This window comes from Kribbella rubisoli, from assembly GCF_004217145.1.
Classification (GTDB): Bacteria; Actinomycetota; Actinomycetes; order Propionibacteriales; family Kribbellaceae; genus Kribbella; species Kribbella rubisoli.
On record NZ_SHKR01000019.1, the window covers coordinates 307017 to 322726 of the forward strand.

The following is a 15710-nucleotide window of genomic DNA, read 5'->3' on the forward strand; positions in this document are numbered from 1 at the left end:
TCTGGTGGTGACTGTCGAGCAACTCGAAACCGACCCGCATCCGACGCTTGCGGCGATCCGCCCGATCGGCTGGATCGAACCGCTGAACACCTGGATGGTCACCTCGCGCGCGCTGGTGATGAACGTCCTGCGCGATCCGGAGACGTTCACCGTCGACGACCCACGGTTCTCGACGGCACAGGTCGTCGGTCCGTCGATGCTTTCGCTGGACGGCGCCACCCATAAGGCACACCGCGATCCGTTCGAGTCCCCGTTCACTCTGGCCGAGACCCGCCGTCGCTTCGTCGGCCCTGTCCAGCAGACCGTCGACGAATTGATGGCTGCCCTCGAACAACCTGCTGATCTCCGGACCGCACTTGCAGGGCCGTTGTCCGTCGCGGTGGTTGCGTTGTCGCTCGGGTTGCCTCCGGCGTCGGCTGCCACGGTGCTCGACTGGTACACAGCGATCTCCACGTCCGTGTCCGGGGTCTCCGCCGGCCATCCAGTGACCGCCGAGGGTGCCGCCGCCTTCGCCGAGTTGCACAAACATGTTGCCGCAGGCATCGACTCGTCGGACTCTCTCATCGCCGCGGCCGCGCACGCCGGGCTGGGTGTCGACGAGGTCGTCGCGAACGCCGCCGTACTGATGTTCGGCGGTATCGAGACCACCGAGGGCATGATCACGAACGCCCTCTGGCACCTGCTGACCAACCGCGACCAGCTCGACCTCGTCCTCGCCGACCCGACGCTCCTCCCCAACGCCATGGAGGAGTCACTCCGCCTCGAACCGGCCGCCGCCGTGGTCGACCGCTACGCCACCCGCGACATCGAGCTCGCCGGCGTAGAGATCCGCCGCGGCGACATGGTCACCGTGTCCCTCGCGGGCGCCGGTCGCGATCCCGAGATGTTCGAGTCGCCCGACAGGTTCGACGTACGCCGGCCCAACGCGCGCCGCCATCTCGCCTTCGCGAGTGGACCGCACATCTGCCTCGGCATGCACCTGACCCGCCTCGAAACGCTCACCGCGCTGGAAGCCGTCCTCCAGCTCCCCGGTCTCCGCCTCGCCGCGGACTCACCCGCGCCGAGAGGTCTCGTCTTCCGCAAGCCGTCCGCCCTGCGCGTCAGCTGGGACGGGTGAGTACCAGCGTCGTCGCGTCGTACACCGGCATCGCCCGGTCCGGATCGCGCTCCGCGTCCGCGGCGAACCGGGCGAACCCGCGATCCAGCTCGTCGGCCGGCAGATGCTCGAACGTCGACAGCGCGCGGTGGCTCAGCCGCTCGTAGCGCTCCTGCAGCGTGCGCGGCTCCTCGGCGGAGATCCGCACGACGTCGTCGTCCGGAACCAGCCCGGCCTCGACCGCAAGCTCCTTCGTCGCGGCCAGCGTCAGGTACATCCCGGCATCGACCTCTCGCGCCGACGGGAAGTACTCGTACCAGAACAGCTCCGGCATCAGGTCCGCGAACTGTGTCCGCAGTAAACCCACTCCGCCGGGCCGCAGCACCCGGTGCACCTCGCGCAGCCCTTGCAACGGATCCGTCCAGTGATGGAACGTCAGGAACATCAGCACCGCATCAACCGATGCCTCAGGCAACGGAATTTCCTCGGCGCTGCCCTTCAGATAGCTCACGCTCGGATGCTGCTCGGCCGCCTCACGCATCCGGTCCGACGGCTCCACGCCGTACACCCGGCCCTGGAACTCGTCGGCCAGCCCCGGGGTCAGCCGGCCGGTCCCACACCCGAGATCGAGCACATCCAACGGCCGCCGGTCCGGCAAGTACGTCGCAAACGCCGCGGTCCACCGTTGCACTTCAGCCGCCGGCATCCTCCGCCCCGCGACGTACACACGACCCATCCGACCGTCGTAGTCCACCATTCCCAGACCCTACCGCCACTCCTCATGCCATCGCGTGGCAACAGCGCTTGTCTGCTTGATCACCGCATCCGGCGCGGCCTCCGCGGGCCAGAACTGCAGCAGGTAGCGATCGACGACCGGCTCGTCCTCCGGGACGACGTCGACGGCCTTCCCCTCGTCCATCCCGGTGGCGCTGTAGCGAGCCCGGTAGCTGCCTACCGGCAGCGAGAAGTCCGTGTACTGCGATCCGTCGAGCCCGTGCACCCGGATCGCCGGCGCCTGCGGCTCGAACGGCACCTCGACGATGTCCTCCCAGTCATCGTCCAGCACGGGCGGTCGCTCCAAGCGCTCGATCCGGAGCTCGACGTACCCGGTGTGCAACCCGGTGAACAGCAGCAGCCGTCCCGGCTCCGCGGCGCCGCAGATCCCGTTCGCCTGACCGCGCCGCGAGTCGTCGAAGTCCGGCCAGTCCGTGTCCCCACTCATCAGATAGATCTGCCCGAACGTCAGATCCAGCTTCCCCTCGAACAACACGTCGGTGTCCATGGCGCGACCCTAGGCCGCGGCTGGGTCCAGCGTCCGCCGGCGGACCGCACTTGCAGCTTTTGACATCAGCCGCCGAAGAAGACGTCGTACGCGAGGCGCAGGATCAGCGCGGACACGACGACGAGGAAGATGACTCGGACGAAGCGGCTGCCGCGGGCCACTGCGGTGCGGGCGCCGAGGAGGCCGCCGACCATGTTGGCCGCGCCCATGATCAGGCCGAGACCCCACAGCGGTGCGCCGTGGAGAGCGAAGACGAGGATCGCGCCGAGGTTGGTGGCGACGTTCGCGATCTTCGCCTTGGCACTGGCCTGCAGGAAGTTGTAGCCGAGCAGGCCGACGAGCGCGAAGATCAGGAACGAGCCCGTCCCCGGTCCGACGGCGCCGTCGTAGAAGCCGATGAGTACGCCGACCCCGCTCGCCGCGAGGTAGTGGTCGCGGCCGTCGAAGCGCAGCGCGGTCCGGGCACCGAGTGACGGCTTCATCGCGGTGTAGATCGCGACCCCGATCAGCAGCACCAGCACGATCGGCTTGAACCACGACATCGGGATCTTCGTCGCCACCAACGCTCCGGTCGCCGCGCCGAGCCCGGCGAGGATCGCGAGCGGCAGGACGGTCTTCTTGTCCGGCCGGACCTTCACGCCGAACGTGACCGCGCTGGTCGTCGTACCGCACAGCGACGAGATCTTGTTCGTCGACAGGATCTGCGCCGGTGAAGCGTTCGGCAGACCGAGCAGCATCGCGGGAAGCTGCAGCAGTCCGCCGCCGCCGACCACGGCGTCGATCCAGCCGGCCGCGAAGGCGGCGATCACCAGGAACAACAACGTCCACAACGAAACATCAGGCACAGAGCCCGATGATCAGGTAATGGCGTAGTACCACTCAACCCTTACACCACCGAGTGAGAGTTATGACACTCGATCCGGGAGAATGGCGGGGTGAAGTTCCTACTGCTCATCCACAACAACGTCGAGGCGCTCAAGCAGTTCACCGAGCAGCAGCTTGTCGAGATGTCCGGCGGTCCCGCCGCGATCGCCGAGACGGCGCGCGAGCTGCTCACGACCGGAGAGCTGGTGTCGGTCCTCGGCTTGAAGGACCCGGGCGAGGAGAAGGACATCCAGCTCGTCGCCGGTACGCCGGTGATCTCGGACCGTCCGCTGCTCGAGACCAAGGAGTTCCTGGCCGGCGCTATGGTGCTGCACTGCGAGTCGGTGGCGCGGGCGCTCGAGATCGCGGCGCGGATCCCGCTGGCGAACTTCCGTCGGGTCGAGCTCCGTGAGATCCGCCTCGACCAGGACGACTTCCTGAACCAGCTCGACGACTTCACCGGACCTGGCGCACCGTGACCGGTCCCGCGGCACCCGAGCTCGAAGCTGCGATTCGGGCGGCGGCGCCGCGGGCACTGGCGGTTCTCGTTCGGCGGTACGACGCGTTCGACCAGTGCGAGGACGCGGTCCAGGAGGCGCTCGTCGACGCGTTCGTGCAGTGGGGTGCGAACGGCGTACCAGAGCAGCCGATCGGCTGGCTGATCAGCGTCGCGTCCCGCCGGATGATGGACGGCTGGCGACGCGACAACGCGCGGCGGCAGCGCGAGCTGAACGATTTCCTGCGGGCGCCGGCCGACCAGCACGACCCCGACGACTACCACGAGGACGCCGACGACACGGTCCGGCTCCTCGTGCTGTGTTGTCACCCCGCGCTGACTCCGGCGTCACAGATCGCGCTGACGTTGCGCTCGGTCGGCGGTCTCACCACCGCCGAGGTGGCCGCCGCTCTGCTGGTCAGCGAGAGCACCGTCGCGCAGCGCATCAGCCGGGCAAAGCGGTTGATCAAGGACGCGCGGTTCGAGCTCCCGACGGCCGAGGAGTACGACGAGCGACTGGCCGCCGTACTGCAGGTCCTCTATCTGATCTTCAACGAAGGCCACACGGCGAGCGCCGGTGATTCGTTGCAGCGCGTGGATCTCGCCGAGGAAGCGCTCCGGATCACCCGCCTGCTGTGTCAGGCGACGGGCGAAGCAGGCGAGGTGGCCGGCCTGCTCGCGTTGATGATCCTCACCCACGCCCGCCGCGACGCACGGACCGGACCCGGCGGCAACCTGATCCCGGCCGATCGGCAGGACCGATCCCGCTGGTACGCCGACGAGATCGCCCAGGGCACGCGCATCGTCGAGGCGACGCTGCGCACCGGCGCTGTCGGCCCGTACCAGCTGGAAGCGGCGATCGCCGCCGTGCACAGCGAGGCCGACTCGGTCGAGACCACCGACTGGGAACAGATCGTCGGCCTCTATCGCATCCTCGAGAAGGTCGACCCGAGTCCGATGGTGACGCTCGGCGCGGCCGTCGCGATCGCGATGACCGACGGTCCGGAGGCCGGCATCGCGATCGTCGAAGGGCTGGCCGACGACAAGTACCTCGGCGAGCACCATCGTCGGCTCTCGGTCCTCGCCCACCTGCACGAGCTCGCCGGCCGTCCGGACCTGGCCCGGTCGAACTACGTCGCCGCGCTGGAGCGCACCCGGAACGCAGCCGAGCAGAACTACCTCCGCGACCGCATCGCCCACCTCATCAAGTGACGACGTCCGCCGGTCCACTCCGGCCGCGGCGGGACACTCAGCGCGCTGCGGAACACGTGCCCCGGATCGACCGCCTGCTTGAGTGCGGCCAGTCTGGCGCGGTGTGATTCCGGGTAGCAGTTGTCGAGGTCCGCGTCGGTCGGGTCGGACAAGAAGTTCACGTACGCGCCGTTCGGCCGCAGGGTCTGCCAGAAGGCGTCGAAGTCCTGCGCCGCCTGTACGTCGGGCGTTCCCATCACCACCGAGTTGACCATGAACTGCGCGTCGCGGTGGGCGAACGCGGTCGCGTCCGCGGGCATCTCGCCGAAGGCGCCGCCGAGAGACCGGATCTCCATCGCCATCGCCGGGATCTGCTGACGCGCTGCGAGCAGGCGGTCGGTGAGTTCCGGCGACCACGTGTCGAAGAAGCCGTTGCGAATCCGCGGACGCCAATCCGCGGGCATCGACATGTCCGCGAACACCTCGGCGTACGGCACCTCGGCGACCTTGTCGGTGAGCAGCGTGCCGAGGTTGCGCAGCGGTTCGAGGAGCGCAGGGTCTCCGGCAACGCACACCATCACGGCGACCGGGACCTGACGATCGGCCATCATCGTCGGCGCGAGCTGCAGCGAGGACGTGACGTCTGCGGGCGCGTGCGCGGCGTACTCCACCCAGCGGTTGAGCACCTGCTCGGCTTGCGTCCACGGATACAGCAGGGTGCCGAAGTGCACGGTCGGCTGCCGTACGGCGGTGATGTCGTACGACGTGACCACGCCAAGGCTGCCCGCCGCACCGCGCAGGCCCCAGAACAACTCCGGCTCGTTCGCGGCGTCGACCCGGCGTACCGAACCGTCCGCCGTGACCACCTCGGCCGACACCACGTTGTCGATCGCCAGACCGTGCTTGCGGACCATCCAGCCGATGCCGCCGCCGGCCATCAGCCCGCCGACGCCGACGCTCGCCGTGTCTCCCGACGAGATCGCCAGCCCGAGCTTCCCGAGTCGCGCGGCGACGTCGCCCCAGGTCGCCCCGACGCCGACGCGAACGACCTCGTCCGGCAGCACCTTGACCTCGTCCATCGGCCGTACGTCGATCACCACGCCACCGTCGTTCGTACCGAACCCGGCCGCGTTGTGTCCACCGCTCCGTACGGCGACGGGCAGGTCCTGCGCCTCGGCGTACCTCAAGGCAGCAACCACATCGGCCGGCCCCACACACCGCACCACCACGCTCGGCCGGCCCTCGGCCATGACCACCCGCCCGGCATCGGCGTACCCCTCGTCCCCGTCCACGAGGACCTCACCCAGCACAGCGCCGCGAAGCTCGTCGATCCCCCCGCCAACCACTACAGATTCCGTCATCTCCAACTCCCTAGATCCGAGACGCCCCCTCTGGCGTCTCACCCCGGGATCGGAGCCGACTGACATTCCTCGACACGCTTGACCAAAGAAAAGGCAAACCGGCCCCACTCCGTGCGGAGTGGGGCCGGTTCAGGGCTGGGGCTCAGCTGCGGACGGCTGCGACCAGGTGGTCGACAACGTCGGCGACCGGGACGTCGGTGCGGTCGCCGGAGCGGCGGTCCTTGACCTCGATCGTGCCGTCGGCGAGGCCCTTGCCGACGACGGCGATGGTCGGCACGCCGATCAGCTCGGCGTCCTTGAACTTCACGCCCGGCGAGACCTTCTCACGGTCGTCGTAGATGACCGACAGGCCGCGGGACTCCAGCTCCGCGGCGAGCTCGGCCGCCTTCTCGAAGACCGCGGAATCCTTGCCGGTGGCAACGAGGTGGACGTCGGCAGGCGCGATCTCGCGCGGCCAGACCAGGCCGAGCTCGTCGTGGTTGCCCTCGGCGATCGCGGCCACCGCGCGGGTGACACCGACGCCGTACGAACCCATGGTGACAGTGACGAGCTTGCCGTTCTGGTCGAGGACCTTCAGGTCGAGCGCGTCGGCGTACTTGCGGCCGAGCTGGAAGATGTGACCCATCTCGATGCCGCGCGCCGCCTCCAGCGCACCCGAACCGTCCGGCGCCTGGTCGCCGTCGCGCACCTCGGCGGCCTGGATCGTGCCGTCGGCGGTGAAGTCGCGACCGTGCACCAGGTTGATGACGTGGAAGCCGGACTTGTCCGCGCCGGTCACCCACGCCGAGCCCTCGGCGACCCGGGGGTCGAGCAGGTACCGAATGCCGGACGCGTTCTCCTTGCCCAGCACGCCGGGACCGATGTAGCCCTTCGCGAGCGACGGGTACTTCTCGAAGTCCGCCTCTTCGAAGGCCGCGACCTCGGCCGGCTCCATCTGCGCGCCGAGCCGCTTCTCGTCGATCGCCCGGTCGCCCGGCACGCCGATCGCCAGCGGCTCGCGCGAACCGTCCGGGTGCACCAGCATCACGAGCACGTTCTTCAACGTGTCCGCGGCCGTCCACTCGCGATCGTCGGCGCGCGCGTGCTTCGCGTTCAGCGCGTCCACGAGCGTGTCGATCGTCGGCGTCTCCGGAGTGTCCACGACCTCCGCGGCCGGCACGCCGGACGCGTCGACCGCCGCGGCCTGCGGCACCACGACCGCCTCGACGTTGGCGGCGTACCCACCCGCGGAGCGGACGAACGTGTCCTCGCCGTTCTCCGCGATCGCGAGGAACTCCTCGGACCGCGAGCCGCCCATCGCGCCCGACATCGCCTGCACGATCACGTAGTCGAAGCCGAGCCGGTCGAAGATCTTGATGTACGCCTCGCGATGCTTCTCGTACGACGCGGCGAGGCCGTCGTCGTCGACATCGAACGAGTACGAGTCCTTCATCACGAACTCGCGCCCGCGCAGCACGCCGGCCCGCGGCCGCGCCTCGTCGCGGTACTTGTTCTGGATCTGGTAGATCGACAGCGGAAGGTCCTTGTACGACGAGTACAGGTCCTTCACGACCAGCGTGAACATCTCTTCGTGCGTCGGACCGAGCAGCATGTCGGCGCCCTTGCGGTCCTTCAGCCGGAAGATGTTCGGCCCGTACTCCGTCCAGCGGCCGGTGGCCTCGTAGGGCTCGCGGGGCAGCAGCGCCGGGAAGACCAGCTCCTGCGCGCCGATCGCGTCCATCTCCTCGCGGACGATCCGCTCGACGTTACGCAGCACCCGCAGGCCCAGCGGCAGCCAGGTGTAGATGCCGGGCGCGGCGCGACGGATGTACCCGGCGCGGACGAGCAACTTGTGGCTCGGGACCTCCGCGTCCGCCGGGTCCTCGCGAAGGGTGCGGAGGAACAGCGACGACATACGCAAAATCACGGGAGTCTCCAAGCGTGCAAAAAGTCGAGAACAGGACTACACAGACAATATCGGTCCGGTGGTGATGGTCTCACCACGTTATCCACAGGTCACTCCCGGGCTGCCCCGAGCGCTTACCCGAGGGTAATCACGGCAGCGGGCCGTACGGCGTCGCGGCGGCCTTCGCGGCGTAAACCAACGCTGGTTTCAGCAACGGCCAGAACGTCGAGGCAATACACGAGTACGCCGGCACGAATCCGGCGCACCACCCGGTCTTCGGCCCGATCTCGAACGTGTACGACGGCACGCCGCGCGTCCCGTACAACCAGTCGCTGGTCGAACCCGGCGTCAGGTACCCGATCCCGCCATCCCCGGTAAAGACCGGGTAGCCCGTGACCGCGCTCATTTTGTTGCCCAAGGCCACCAACTTGTCCCGGTCCGGCGCGGCCGTGTCCGTATATCCCCACGGCGCCAGGATGTCGTTGCCGTAGCTGTGCAGCGTCAGGAAGACGCCGGTCGTGCGCACGGCGGCCGGCTCGTCCACAGCGCTCTTCGTGTCGGGAAAGATCTTCTGTAACAGGCCCTGGATCGCAACCGTCTCCGGCTCGGACGCCGCCTTCGCCCCCGGGTAGGTCTCCGCACACGAACCGCCCTGGTTCGCGTCCCAGTGGAACGACGAGTTCCGGTTCAGGTCGACTCCGGGGTACCCCGTCACGCAGTCGCCCGCGCTGTCGTCGACGTTCTTGCGCTGCAGCAGCGGCTGGGCCGGATTCGACGCGACGACGTCCACGCCGTCCGGGTTCGCGATCGGCACCACCCACAGCTCGCGGGTGTCGAGCAGCGCGGTCAGCTCAGGGTCGACGCCGTACGACGAGACGAGCAGGTCGATCCACTTGTACGCGATCTCGCCGGTCGCAAGTTCGCGGGCGTGGATCTGCGCGTGCAGAACGAACTTGGGCTTCTTCCCGGTGCTGTTCAGGGCGCAGTCGCCGGGCGCGAGCTTCGTGATGCACAGCGCCTGGATGTCGTGCCCGCCCTGCCCTTGCGCCTTCGTCCACGAGTCACCGATGTCGTACAGCTTCACCAGGTCCGGGTGCGCCGCGGCGACGGCCGCATTGTGCTGCTCGTGGCCGACGACGGTGTGGTACCCGCCGTAGTACGTCAGAGCCGGCGACGAGTAGGCCGTCGAGGACAGCAGCATGAGGGCAAAGGTGCACAGGAGAGCCGCGAGCCTTCGCATGCCGACCAGCCAACCGGACAACCGCCATCCCCGGATCACGGAGAGTAAGCAGTATCAGAACAGAATCGTCGCGAACGTCTCGATCGTGCGGAAGCCGACCCGCTCGTACGCCGCGCGCGCCGGCAGGTTGAAGGCATTGACGTACAGCGTGACGACGGGCGCGATCTGCCGAGCCAGCTCCACGACCGCCGCCATACCTGGCGCAGCGAGGCCCCGGCCGCGGTACTCCGGATCGACCCACACGCCCTGGATCTGGCACACGCCGGAGCCGACCGATCCGACCTCGGCCTTGAACACCACCCGGCCGTCCTCGATCCGGGCGAACGCACGCCCGGCCCGGATCAGCTCGGCCACCCGGGACCGGTAGAACGTCCCGTCCGGCCCGGTCTGCGGCGGTACGCCGACCTCCTCGGTGTACATCGCCACACACGCCGGATACAGCACCGGCAGCTCGACCGGCTCCACCGCGCGGACCAGCGGATCCGGTGCGATCAACGGCGACCCCTCGATCACCATGAACGGCTGGTCGTCCCGCACCTCGCGGGCCGGACCCCAGTGCGGCTCGAGGATGCTCCACAGCTGGTCGACCGCGCGGGCCTGCCCGAGGATCTGGAAGCAGTTCCGCCCGCGCCGCATCGCGTACGCCGCGAACGCGCGCAGCGCCACGTCGTCCGCGCCCACCGGCACCATGTTTCCGCCGGCGTGGCACAGGGCCTCCAGCGCACCCTTGTCGACGTACCCCCAGACCTCGGCGCCGCGTCGCGGGTCGAGTCCGGACGCCTGGACCAGGCTGTCGACGAACACATTCACGACCGGATCGCGAGCGATGACCGCGCGCGCCGCCGCGAGGTCACGAGGACCGAGAACCCGTACGCCCACGCGCAGAACTTAGCGGATGATCGCGCCGCACGTATAAAACAGGGCCGCAGTCAGACCGCCTGGGTGTCGTGTCCGGCCGCGATCCGGCGCAACGGCGAGGTCCACGCGAAGACCACGCCGACGCACCCGCACAGCCCCATCAGCACCATTCCAGTGCGCGGTCCGAACGCGTTGCCGAGCACGCCGCCGACTACTGAGCCCAGCGTCCACCCGACGCCCCAGGACAGCATCCGGCCGGCTGTGTTGACCCGGCCGAGCAGCTTCTCCGGAGTCACCTGCTGGCGGTACGAGATCGCGTTGACGATCACTAGCACGTACGCCGAACCCCAGACGAGCGTCGCAACCGCAGCGGCGACCCAGTTGGGTGACAGTGGGGTGAGCACGCCTAGGAGTGCAGAGACCGGTAGTGCGTACAGGGTGATCGCTGCGGGCGGCATCCGCTTCAGCAACCGGGGCAGGCTGAGTGCGGCGATCAGTCCGCCGATCCCCCACGTCCCCCACACCAGTCCGAACCGGAGTCCCGACGTACCGACGTGGAGGACGCGGTCGCACCAGACCACGATCAGCGCCATGAATCCACCGCCGGCGAACGACTGGATGCTGCCGACGATCGTCATGGTCCGTACGCCGGCGTGGTGGGTCAGGTACCGCAAGCCGTCACCGATATCGGTCAGTACTACCCGCGGGCGGAGCGGCGGCTGACCCGCACGGGACTCGGACATCGCCCGCACGATCCCACGGACAGCGAACGCGGACGCTGCGAAGCTGAGCGCGTCCAGCGTGAGCAGACTGGCCGGATCGAGTACGGCGAGGGTCAGACCGGTCAGCGGCGGGACGAACAGCTCGATCAGACTCGACGCCGTCCAGACTGCGGAGTTCGCCTGCGCTACTCGGGCGCGGCCGACCAGGACCGGCAGTGCACCGAAGTTCGCGCCGTCGAAGAACGTGTAGACGGACTGCACGGTGAACGCGACCACCAGGACGTGGGCGATCGTCAGCACGCCAAGCAGGTGCGCAACAGGCACCGAGCCGACCAGTACGGCGTTGACGCAGTCCGCGGTGATCATCACGCGCCGCCGGTTCCAGCGGTCCGCGAGCGCACCGGCGAACAGTCCGGTCAGCAGGTACGGCGCTGACTCCAGCGCCGTCACCAGTGCGGTCAGGACGGTCGAACCGCTCAGCCGGTAGACGAGCACCGGCAGCGCGATCGCCGTCACCATCGATCCGGTGATCGACAGCGCGCGGGCCAGCCAGTACCGCCGGAAGTCCGGGTCGTCGCGCAGCCGGTCGGGCCTCACTGTCGTCATGAGCGGAATCCTGCAAGTTCAGGTGCGGTCGAGGTCAATGACCATCCACATCAAATCGACGCCGAGATCGCGATTCGGGGTCCGCTTCGCCTCGGTGAATCCTTGAGAGCGGTAGAAGCCGATCGCCTGTTCGTTCGCGACCAGCACGTCGAGCAGGAGTTCCGGCGTACCGTCCGGGAGGGCTGCGATCGCAGCGTCGAGGAGTGCTTTGCCGATGCCCTTGCCCTGCTGGTCAGGGAGCACATACAGCTTCCACATCACCCAGAAGTCTTCTTCGCGACCCAATCCGACCATGCCGAGAAGCGCGTCGCTGTCGGTCGCCACGAGGGTGATGCCTTTGCTGATGCCGCGTTCGACGGCCTCTACGGACCACCACTGGGCCAGTCCGTCGGTGATGAACGCTTCCGGCACCAGTCCGGCGTACGCGACCGGCCAGGTCGTCAGACCGATCTGCCGGATCGCGTCGACGTCGCTGGGCTCGGCCCGCCGTACGGCGATCATCCGTGCACCACCGTGAGCTGGCCGTCAGGGTCCACGATCTCCAGCCCGGTCGCTGTCGGCGTCACGTCGTACTTGTCTAGCCGGCGTTGGACCTCGTCCAGGTCCTCCGTAGTGGTCAGGTCCAGCCGGACGGCGAATGCTTGATCGGCGGGTCCGAATCGTACTGGGGCCTCCATGCCGACGCCTTCGAAGAAGCGGCGCCAGGCCGGCTCCTCGGCACCCGTCAGGTACGGCGTGACCGACCAGCGCTCGTCCGGACGCGCGTCGTGCAGCTTGTACCCGTACATGTCCTCGGAGCGCTCGTCGACCCAGATGACGACGCCGTCCGGTCCTGTCACGGACAGCACGCGCCCGTACGCCTCGTCGAAGACAGTCGCGTCGACGAACCCCACCTGCTCGAGCCGGTCCCTCAGCTCGTCGATCTTCTCCGCCTCGAAGGAGAGCGTGGTCTGGCCCGGCTGCCCGCCAGTACTACTGCTCGCCGCGTCGTGCAGCGCGACCATGCCGCGACCGGTCAGCATGTCGACCCAACCCCCCTGCTCGGACTCGATCCGCGACCGCAGCCCTAGCGCCTCGAGAAACGCGCGCATCGCTTCCACGTCCGCCGTGAACCGCAGCGGCCTGATCACCGTATTGCTCATCCCCGCGCCTCCCCATGCTTGTCCAGGTACTCCGCCAGCGCCTGCTCGACCAGCGACGACAGACTCGCCCCCTCGTCGATCGCCTTGTGCTTCACCCGCCGCACCAATCCCGGCGGCAGATACACGTTGAACTGCACCTTCTTGCCACCATCATCCGCCATGGCTATATTGCTAGCATCCTAGACAACTAACCGTCAATCGGCAGGGAGATCCGACGATGAACCTCCGCTTCGACCACCTCGGCCTACTCACCGACACCCGCGAGAAGAACCAGGACCTGGCCGACTTCTTCGCCGACATCCTCGGCCTGGAGATCTCCGGCACCGCGAGTGAGGGGTACGCCGAGGTGAAGGCCGGCGCGATGACGATCGCCCTGCACACCGGTGCGATGGTCGACGACTTCGGCGCCCTCGGCGGCACCCTCCTCCAGTTCAGCAGCGACGACGTGCGCGCCGACATCGAAGAGATCCGCCGCCGAGGCGGCAACGTGGTTCTCGAGCCGACCGAGACCGACTGGGGTACGACGTCGGCGTACGTCGCCGGCCCGCACGGCGTGCTGGTCGAGCTCTACAAGTTCGGCGGTTAGACGGCGGTCAGGAGGGCGTCGTCGAGTTCCTTCTGGAGGCGGGCCTTGGGGCGGGCGCCTACTACGGACCAGATCATTTCGCCGTGGTGGAACAGGATCAGGGTGGGGAGCGCCATCACGCGGTAACGGGCCGAGATGGACGGGTTCTCGTCGGAGTTCAGTTTCACCACGGTCATGTGATCGGCGCGGTCGGCGGCGATCTGCGCGAGGACCGGCGCGATCTGGTGGCAGGGCGGGCACCATTCGGCCCAGAAGTCCACGAGTACAGGCTTTTCGGACCGCAGGACGGCCTCGTCGAAGGTGGCCTCGTCGACGGTACGCAGTTCACTCATAGTTGTTTCATCCTCCAGCTCTCGGCATCGGTCAGGAGGTCGGTCAGCCGGGCCCGCAGATCGGTGAGTTCCGCGATCCGCCGGTCCACGTCCGCGATCCGGGTCCGGTACGCCGTGAGCGACGCCGGGCAGACGTCGGCGCGCTCGTTGCCGGCACGCAGGCACTCGATGAACGGATACGTCTGCTCCGCGGTCAGCCCGAGACTCAGCAGCGCCTTCACCTCACGCACCACGACCACATCGTCCGTGTCGTACGCCCGGTACCCGTTCGGCTCGCGCCGCGGTTTGAGCAGCCCCTGCGCCTCGTAGTACCGCACGGCCTTGACCGTCACACCGGCCTCGGCCGCCAGATCGCTGATCCGCATCCCGCCTCCTTCACCCCGACGCTAAACCTTGCCCCCAGGGTCAAGGTCAAGCCAGGATAATCAATGGCCGCGGAACGCCTCCTCCAGCCACCAGGACGGCTGGTCCGCCACGACCTTCGCATCCACGAGGAGTGGCGCCGAACCCGGTCCGTTCACCCAGTCCTTGACCGCAGCGAGGTCGCCGACTGTACGTACGGTCGCGGCCTCGAAGCCGTAGCCCCGCGCGATCGCGGCGATGTCGGTCGGCGGGAACGTCACCGTCTCCAAGGGGTGCCCGTCGGGACCGAAGTGGTGCACCTCGGCGCCGTACGCATCGTCGTTGTAGACGACGACCAGCATCGGCAGGCCCAGCCGCCGAACTGTGTCCAGTTCTGCTGCACTCATCAGTGCGCCGCCGTCGCCTAGCGCGGCAACCGGAAGCCGGTCCGGCTGCGCCAGCGCGGCGCCGATCGCGGTGGCGAGGCCGAGCCCGATCGACTGGAACGCCTGCGTGAAGCAGAGGCCGTTCTCGTCCGGCACGTCCAGGTAGGCGCTGGGGTAGCCCATGAAGTTGCCGGAGTCGACGGCGACCACGCGTTCGGCCGGAAGGACGTCGTCGAGCGCGATGCTCAACGTGCGTGGGTCGATTCGGTCGGCCGTGCTCGAGTCGTCGTACGGGACGTCGCGCCAGCGGACGCTGCCCGGCTCGATGGAGCGGTATCCGATCTGCTGGTCGCCGCAGGCGTCGAGCAGCCGCGAGGCGGTCAGGCCGACGTCGCCGGTGACTCCCAGGTGGATCTCGCGATGCGCGCCGAGCGCCGACGTGTCGTCGTCGACCTGCACCACGGTGGCGTCGGGTCCGATCAGCTGACCGTGGCGCATCGTCCACATGTTCAGCGCGCAGCCCCAACCGACGATCAGGTCGGCGGCGCGGATCAGCTCCGCAGTACGCGGTGAGGCGAAGCCGCCCGAGATCCCGAGCGACCAGGGGTTGCCGCGGAACAGGCCGTGCGCGACAGCTGACGTCGCGAGGAGTGCTCCGGATCGTTCCGCCAATGCTTCGAGGATCTGACGATGTCCGCGAGCTCCGCGGCCTGCGACGAAGACGGGCCGCTCGGCACGCCGCAGCAGGTCGGTCAACGCGGCGACTTCAGCGGCGTCCGGCATCACCGCCTCCCGCGACGGCAACTGCTGGGCGGCCGCGGGTAACGGGACCTCCAACGCCTGCACGGGAAGCGGCACGTTCAGCAGCACCGTCCTGCGCTCGCGTACGGCGGTCGCCACCGCGCCTTGCGCCTGCGCCGCTGCAGTCTCCGCCGAGGTGATCCGCACCGGGACCGCGCCCACCGCGCGAGCCAGCGCCTCCTGGTCGACGTAGAAGTTCGACCGCGGCTCGAGGACCTCCGCCGCGACCACGACCATCGGCGTACGGCTCTTGGCCGCCTCGGCGATCCCGGTCATCGCGTTGGTCAGACCGCACCCCTGGTGGACCGTGAGCGCGGCGACCGTCCCGCTCATCCGCGAGTACGCGTCAGCCATCGTGGCCGCGCCGCCCTCGTGCCGCGCGGCGACGAACCGCGCGCCGGCGGCGACCATCGCGTTCGTCAGATGGAAGTTGCCCGAACCGACCACGCCGAACACCTGGCGGACGCCCGCGGCCACCAACGCCCGGCCGACGGCGTCCGCGACGTTCATCAGCGTTCGA

18 protein-coding genes are annotated in these 15710 nt (G+C 68.6%); 4 read left to right on the forward strand and 14 right to left on the reverse strand.

Annotated features, from left to right (window positions below; translation table 11 throughout):
* The first annotated feature begins 4 nt into the window (after positions 1–4).
* The gene (locus tag EV645_RS41525; RefSeq protein WP_198682190.1) at positions 5–1117 is read left to right on the forward strand and encodes a cytochrome P450; all 1113 of its coding nucleotides are present in this window, start codon (positions 5–7) and stop codon (positions 1115–1117) included.
* On the opposite strand, the gene EV645_RS41530 is transcribed toward EV645_RS41525, so the two are convergent.
* The 3 genes from EV645_RS41530 to EV645_RS41540 all read right to left on the reverse strand — a co-directional run bounded on the left by EV645_RS41530 (position 1101) and on the right by EV645_RS41540 (position 3223).
* The gene (locus tag EV645_RS41530; protein WP_130450808.1) at positions 1101–1853 is read right to left on the reverse strand and encodes a class I SAM-dependent methyltransferase; all 753 of its coding nucleotides are present in this window, start codon (positions 1851–1853) and stop codon (positions 1101–1103) included. The genes EV645_RS41525 and EV645_RS41530 overlap by 17 nt on opposite strands.
* Positions 1854–1862: 9 nt before the next feature.
* A complete protein-coding gene (locus tag EV645_RS41535; RefSeq protein WP_130450810.1) occupies positions 1863–2378 on the reverse strand; it encodes a hypothetical protein in 516 nt (171 codons plus the stop codon).
* A gap of 65 nt (positions 2379–2443) precedes the next feature.
* On the reverse strand, positions 2444–3223 hold the full coding sequence (locus EV645_RS41540) for a sulfite exporter TauE/SafE family protein (RefSeq protein ID WP_130450812.1): 780 nt from the start codon (positions 3221–3223) through the stop codon (positions 2444–2446).
* A 90-nt stretch (positions 3224–3313) separates the two neighbouring features.
* Between EV645_RS41540 and EV645_RS41545 the strand changes: the two genes are divergently transcribed.
* A complete protein-coding gene (locus tag EV645_RS41545) occupies positions 3314–3721 on the forward strand; it encodes a YciI family protein (RefSeq protein ID WP_130450814.1) in 408 nt (135 codons plus the stop codon).
* Entirely contained in the window at positions 3718–4950 is a 1233-nt protein-coding gene (locus EV645_RS41550; RefSeq protein WP_130450816.1) for an RNA polymerase sigma factor, read from the forward strand. Before EV645_RS41545 ends, EV645_RS41550 begins: the two co-directional genes overlap by 4 nt.
* Here the strand turns inward: EV645_RS41550 and EV645_RS41555 are convergent.
* From EV645_RS41555 to EV645_RS41590, 8 genes are all read right to left on the reverse strand, one after another.
* Positions 4914–6290 carry an FAD-binding oxidoreductase gene (locus EV645_RS41555; RefSeq protein WP_157997273.1) on the reverse strand — a complete coding sequence of 459 codons (1377 nt, stop codon included), beginning with the start codon at positions 6288–6290 and terminating at the stop codon, positions 4914–4916. The two genes, EV645_RS41550 and EV645_RS41555, sit on opposite strands and share 37 nt — an antisense overlap.
* Before the next feature lie 142 nt (positions 6291–6432).
* Complete coding sequence (locus tag EV645_RS41560; protein ID WP_130450820.1) at positions 6433–8196, reverse strand: proline--tRNA ligase; 1764 nt, start codon at positions 8194–8196, stop codon at positions 6433–6435.
* A gap of 127 nt (positions 8197–8323) precedes the next feature.
* The gene (locus EV645_RS41565) at positions 8324–9415 is read right to left on the reverse strand and encodes a M14 family zinc carboxypeptidase (protein ID WP_130450822.1); all 1092 of its coding nucleotides are present in this window, start codon (positions 9413–9415) and stop codon (positions 8324–8326) included.
* Between the two features lie 54 nt (positions 9416–9469).
* Complete coding sequence (locus EV645_RS41570; RefSeq protein WP_130450824.1) at positions 9470–10294, reverse strand: GNAT family N-acetyltransferase; 825 nt, start codon at positions 10292–10294, stop codon at positions 9470–9472.
* 50 nt (positions 10295–10344) lie between these two features.
* Entirely contained in the window at positions 10345–11601 is a 1257-nt protein-coding gene (locus EV645_RS41575) for an MFS transporter (protein WP_130450826.1), read from the reverse strand.
* Positions 11602–11619: 18 nt separating this feature from the next.
* Positions 11620–12102 (reverse strand): GNAT family N-acetyltransferase, encoded by a 483-nt coding sequence (locus EV645_RS41580; RefSeq protein ID WP_130450828.1) that lies wholly within the window; start codon positions 12100–12102, stop codon positions 11620–11622.
* Positions 12099–12743, reverse strand: coding sequence for a VOC family protein (locus tag EV645_RS41585; RefSeq protein WP_130450830.1), 645 nt, complete (start codon positions 12741–12743; stop codon positions 12099–12101). The genes EV645_RS41580 and EV645_RS41585 overlap by 4 nt, the downstream gene beginning before the upstream one ends.
* Entirely contained in the window at positions 12740–12904 is a 165-nt protein-coding gene (locus EV645_RS41590; RefSeq protein WP_130450832.1) for a ribbon-helix-helix domain-containing protein, read from the reverse strand. Before EV645_RS41590 ends, EV645_RS41585 begins: the two co-directional genes overlap by 4 nt.
* A gap of 56 nt (positions 12905–12960) precedes the next feature.
* Between EV645_RS41590 and EV645_RS41595 the strand changes: the two genes are divergently transcribed.
* Positions 12961–13329, forward strand: coding sequence for a VOC family protein (locus EV645_RS41595; RefSeq protein ID WP_130450834.1), 369 nt, complete (start codon positions 12961–12963; stop codon positions 13327–13329).
* Here EV645_RS41595 and trxA read toward each other — a convergent pair.
* Genes trxA through EV645_RS41610 form a run of 3 tightly spaced genes read right to left on the reverse strand, consistent with a single transcriptional unit; the run spans position 13326 to position 15700 of the window.
* Positions 13326–13661 carry a thioredoxin gene (trxA, locus tag EV645_RS41600; RefSeq protein ID WP_130450836.1) on the reverse strand — a complete coding sequence of 112 codons (336 nt, stop codon included), beginning with the start codon at positions 13659–13661 and terminating at the stop codon, positions 13326–13328. The genes EV645_RS41595 and trxA overlap by 4 nt on opposite strands.
* The gene (locus tag EV645_RS41605) at positions 13658–14026 is read right to left on the reverse strand and encodes a MerR family transcriptional regulator (protein ID WP_130450838.1); all 369 of its coding nucleotides are present in this window, start codon (positions 14024–14026) and stop codon (positions 13658–13660) included. Before EV645_RS41605 ends, trxA begins: the two co-directional genes overlap by 4 nt.
* A 60-nt stretch (positions 14027–14086) precedes the next feature.
* Entirely contained in the window at positions 14087–15700 is a 1614-nt protein-coding gene (locus tag EV645_RS41610) for a thiamine pyrophosphate-binding protein (RefSeq protein ID WP_130450840.1), read from the reverse strand.
* Positions 15701–15710 lie beyond the last annotated feature (10 nt).

Excerpts from the sequence above, each read along its gene's own strand:
- EV645_RS41530 (WP_130450808.1), bottom strand. The coding sequence starts at position 1,853 with ATGGTGGACTACGACGGTCGGATGGGTCGTGTGTACGTCGCGGGGCGG.
- EV645_RS41535 (WP_130450810.1), bottom strand. The coding sequence starts at position 2,378 with ATGGACACCGACGTGTTGTTCGAGGGGAAGCTGGATCTGACGTTCGGG.
- EV645_RS41555 (WP_157997273.1), bottom strand. The coding sequence starts at position 6,290 with ATGACGGAATCTGTAGTGGTTGGCGGGGGGATCGACGAGCTTCGCGGC.
- EV645_RS41565 (WP_130450822.1), bottom strand. The coding sequence starts at position 9,415 with ATGCGAAGGCTCGCGGCTCTCCTGTGCACCTTTGCCCTCATGCTGCTG.
- EV645_RS41575 (WP_130450826.1), bottom strand. The coding sequence starts at position 11,601 with ATGACGACAGTGAGGCCCGACCGGCTGCGCGACGACCCGGACTTCCGG.
- EV645_RS41580 (WP_130450828.1), bottom strand. The coding sequence starts at position 12,102 with ATGATCGCCGTACGGCGGGCCGAGCCCAGCGACGTCGACGCGATCCGG.
- EV645_RS41585 (WP_130450830.1), bottom strand. The coding sequence starts at position 12,743 with ATGAGCAATACGGTGATCAGGCCGCTGCGGTTCACGGCGGACGTGGAA.
- EV645_RS41590 (WP_130450832.1), bottom strand. The coding sequence starts at position 12,904 with ATGGCGGATGATGGTGGCAAGAAGGTGCAGTTCAACGTGTATCTGCCG.
- EV645_RS41595 (WP_130450834.1), top strand. The coding sequence starts at position 12,961 with ATGAACCTCCGCTTCGACCACCTCGGCCTACTCACCGACACCCGCGAG.
- trxA (WP_130450836.1), bottom strand. The coding sequence starts at position 13,661 with ATGAGTGAACTGCGTACCGTCGACGAGGCCACCTTCGACGAGGCCGTC.
- EV645_RS41605 (WP_130450838.1), bottom strand. The coding sequence starts at position 14,026 with ATGCGGATCAGCGATCTGGCGGCCGAGGCCGGTGTGACGGTCAAGGCC.
- EV645_RS41610 (WP_130450840.1), bottom strand. The coding sequence starts at position 15,700 with ATGAACGTCGCGGACGCCGTCGGCCGGGCGTTGGTGGCCGCGGGCGTC.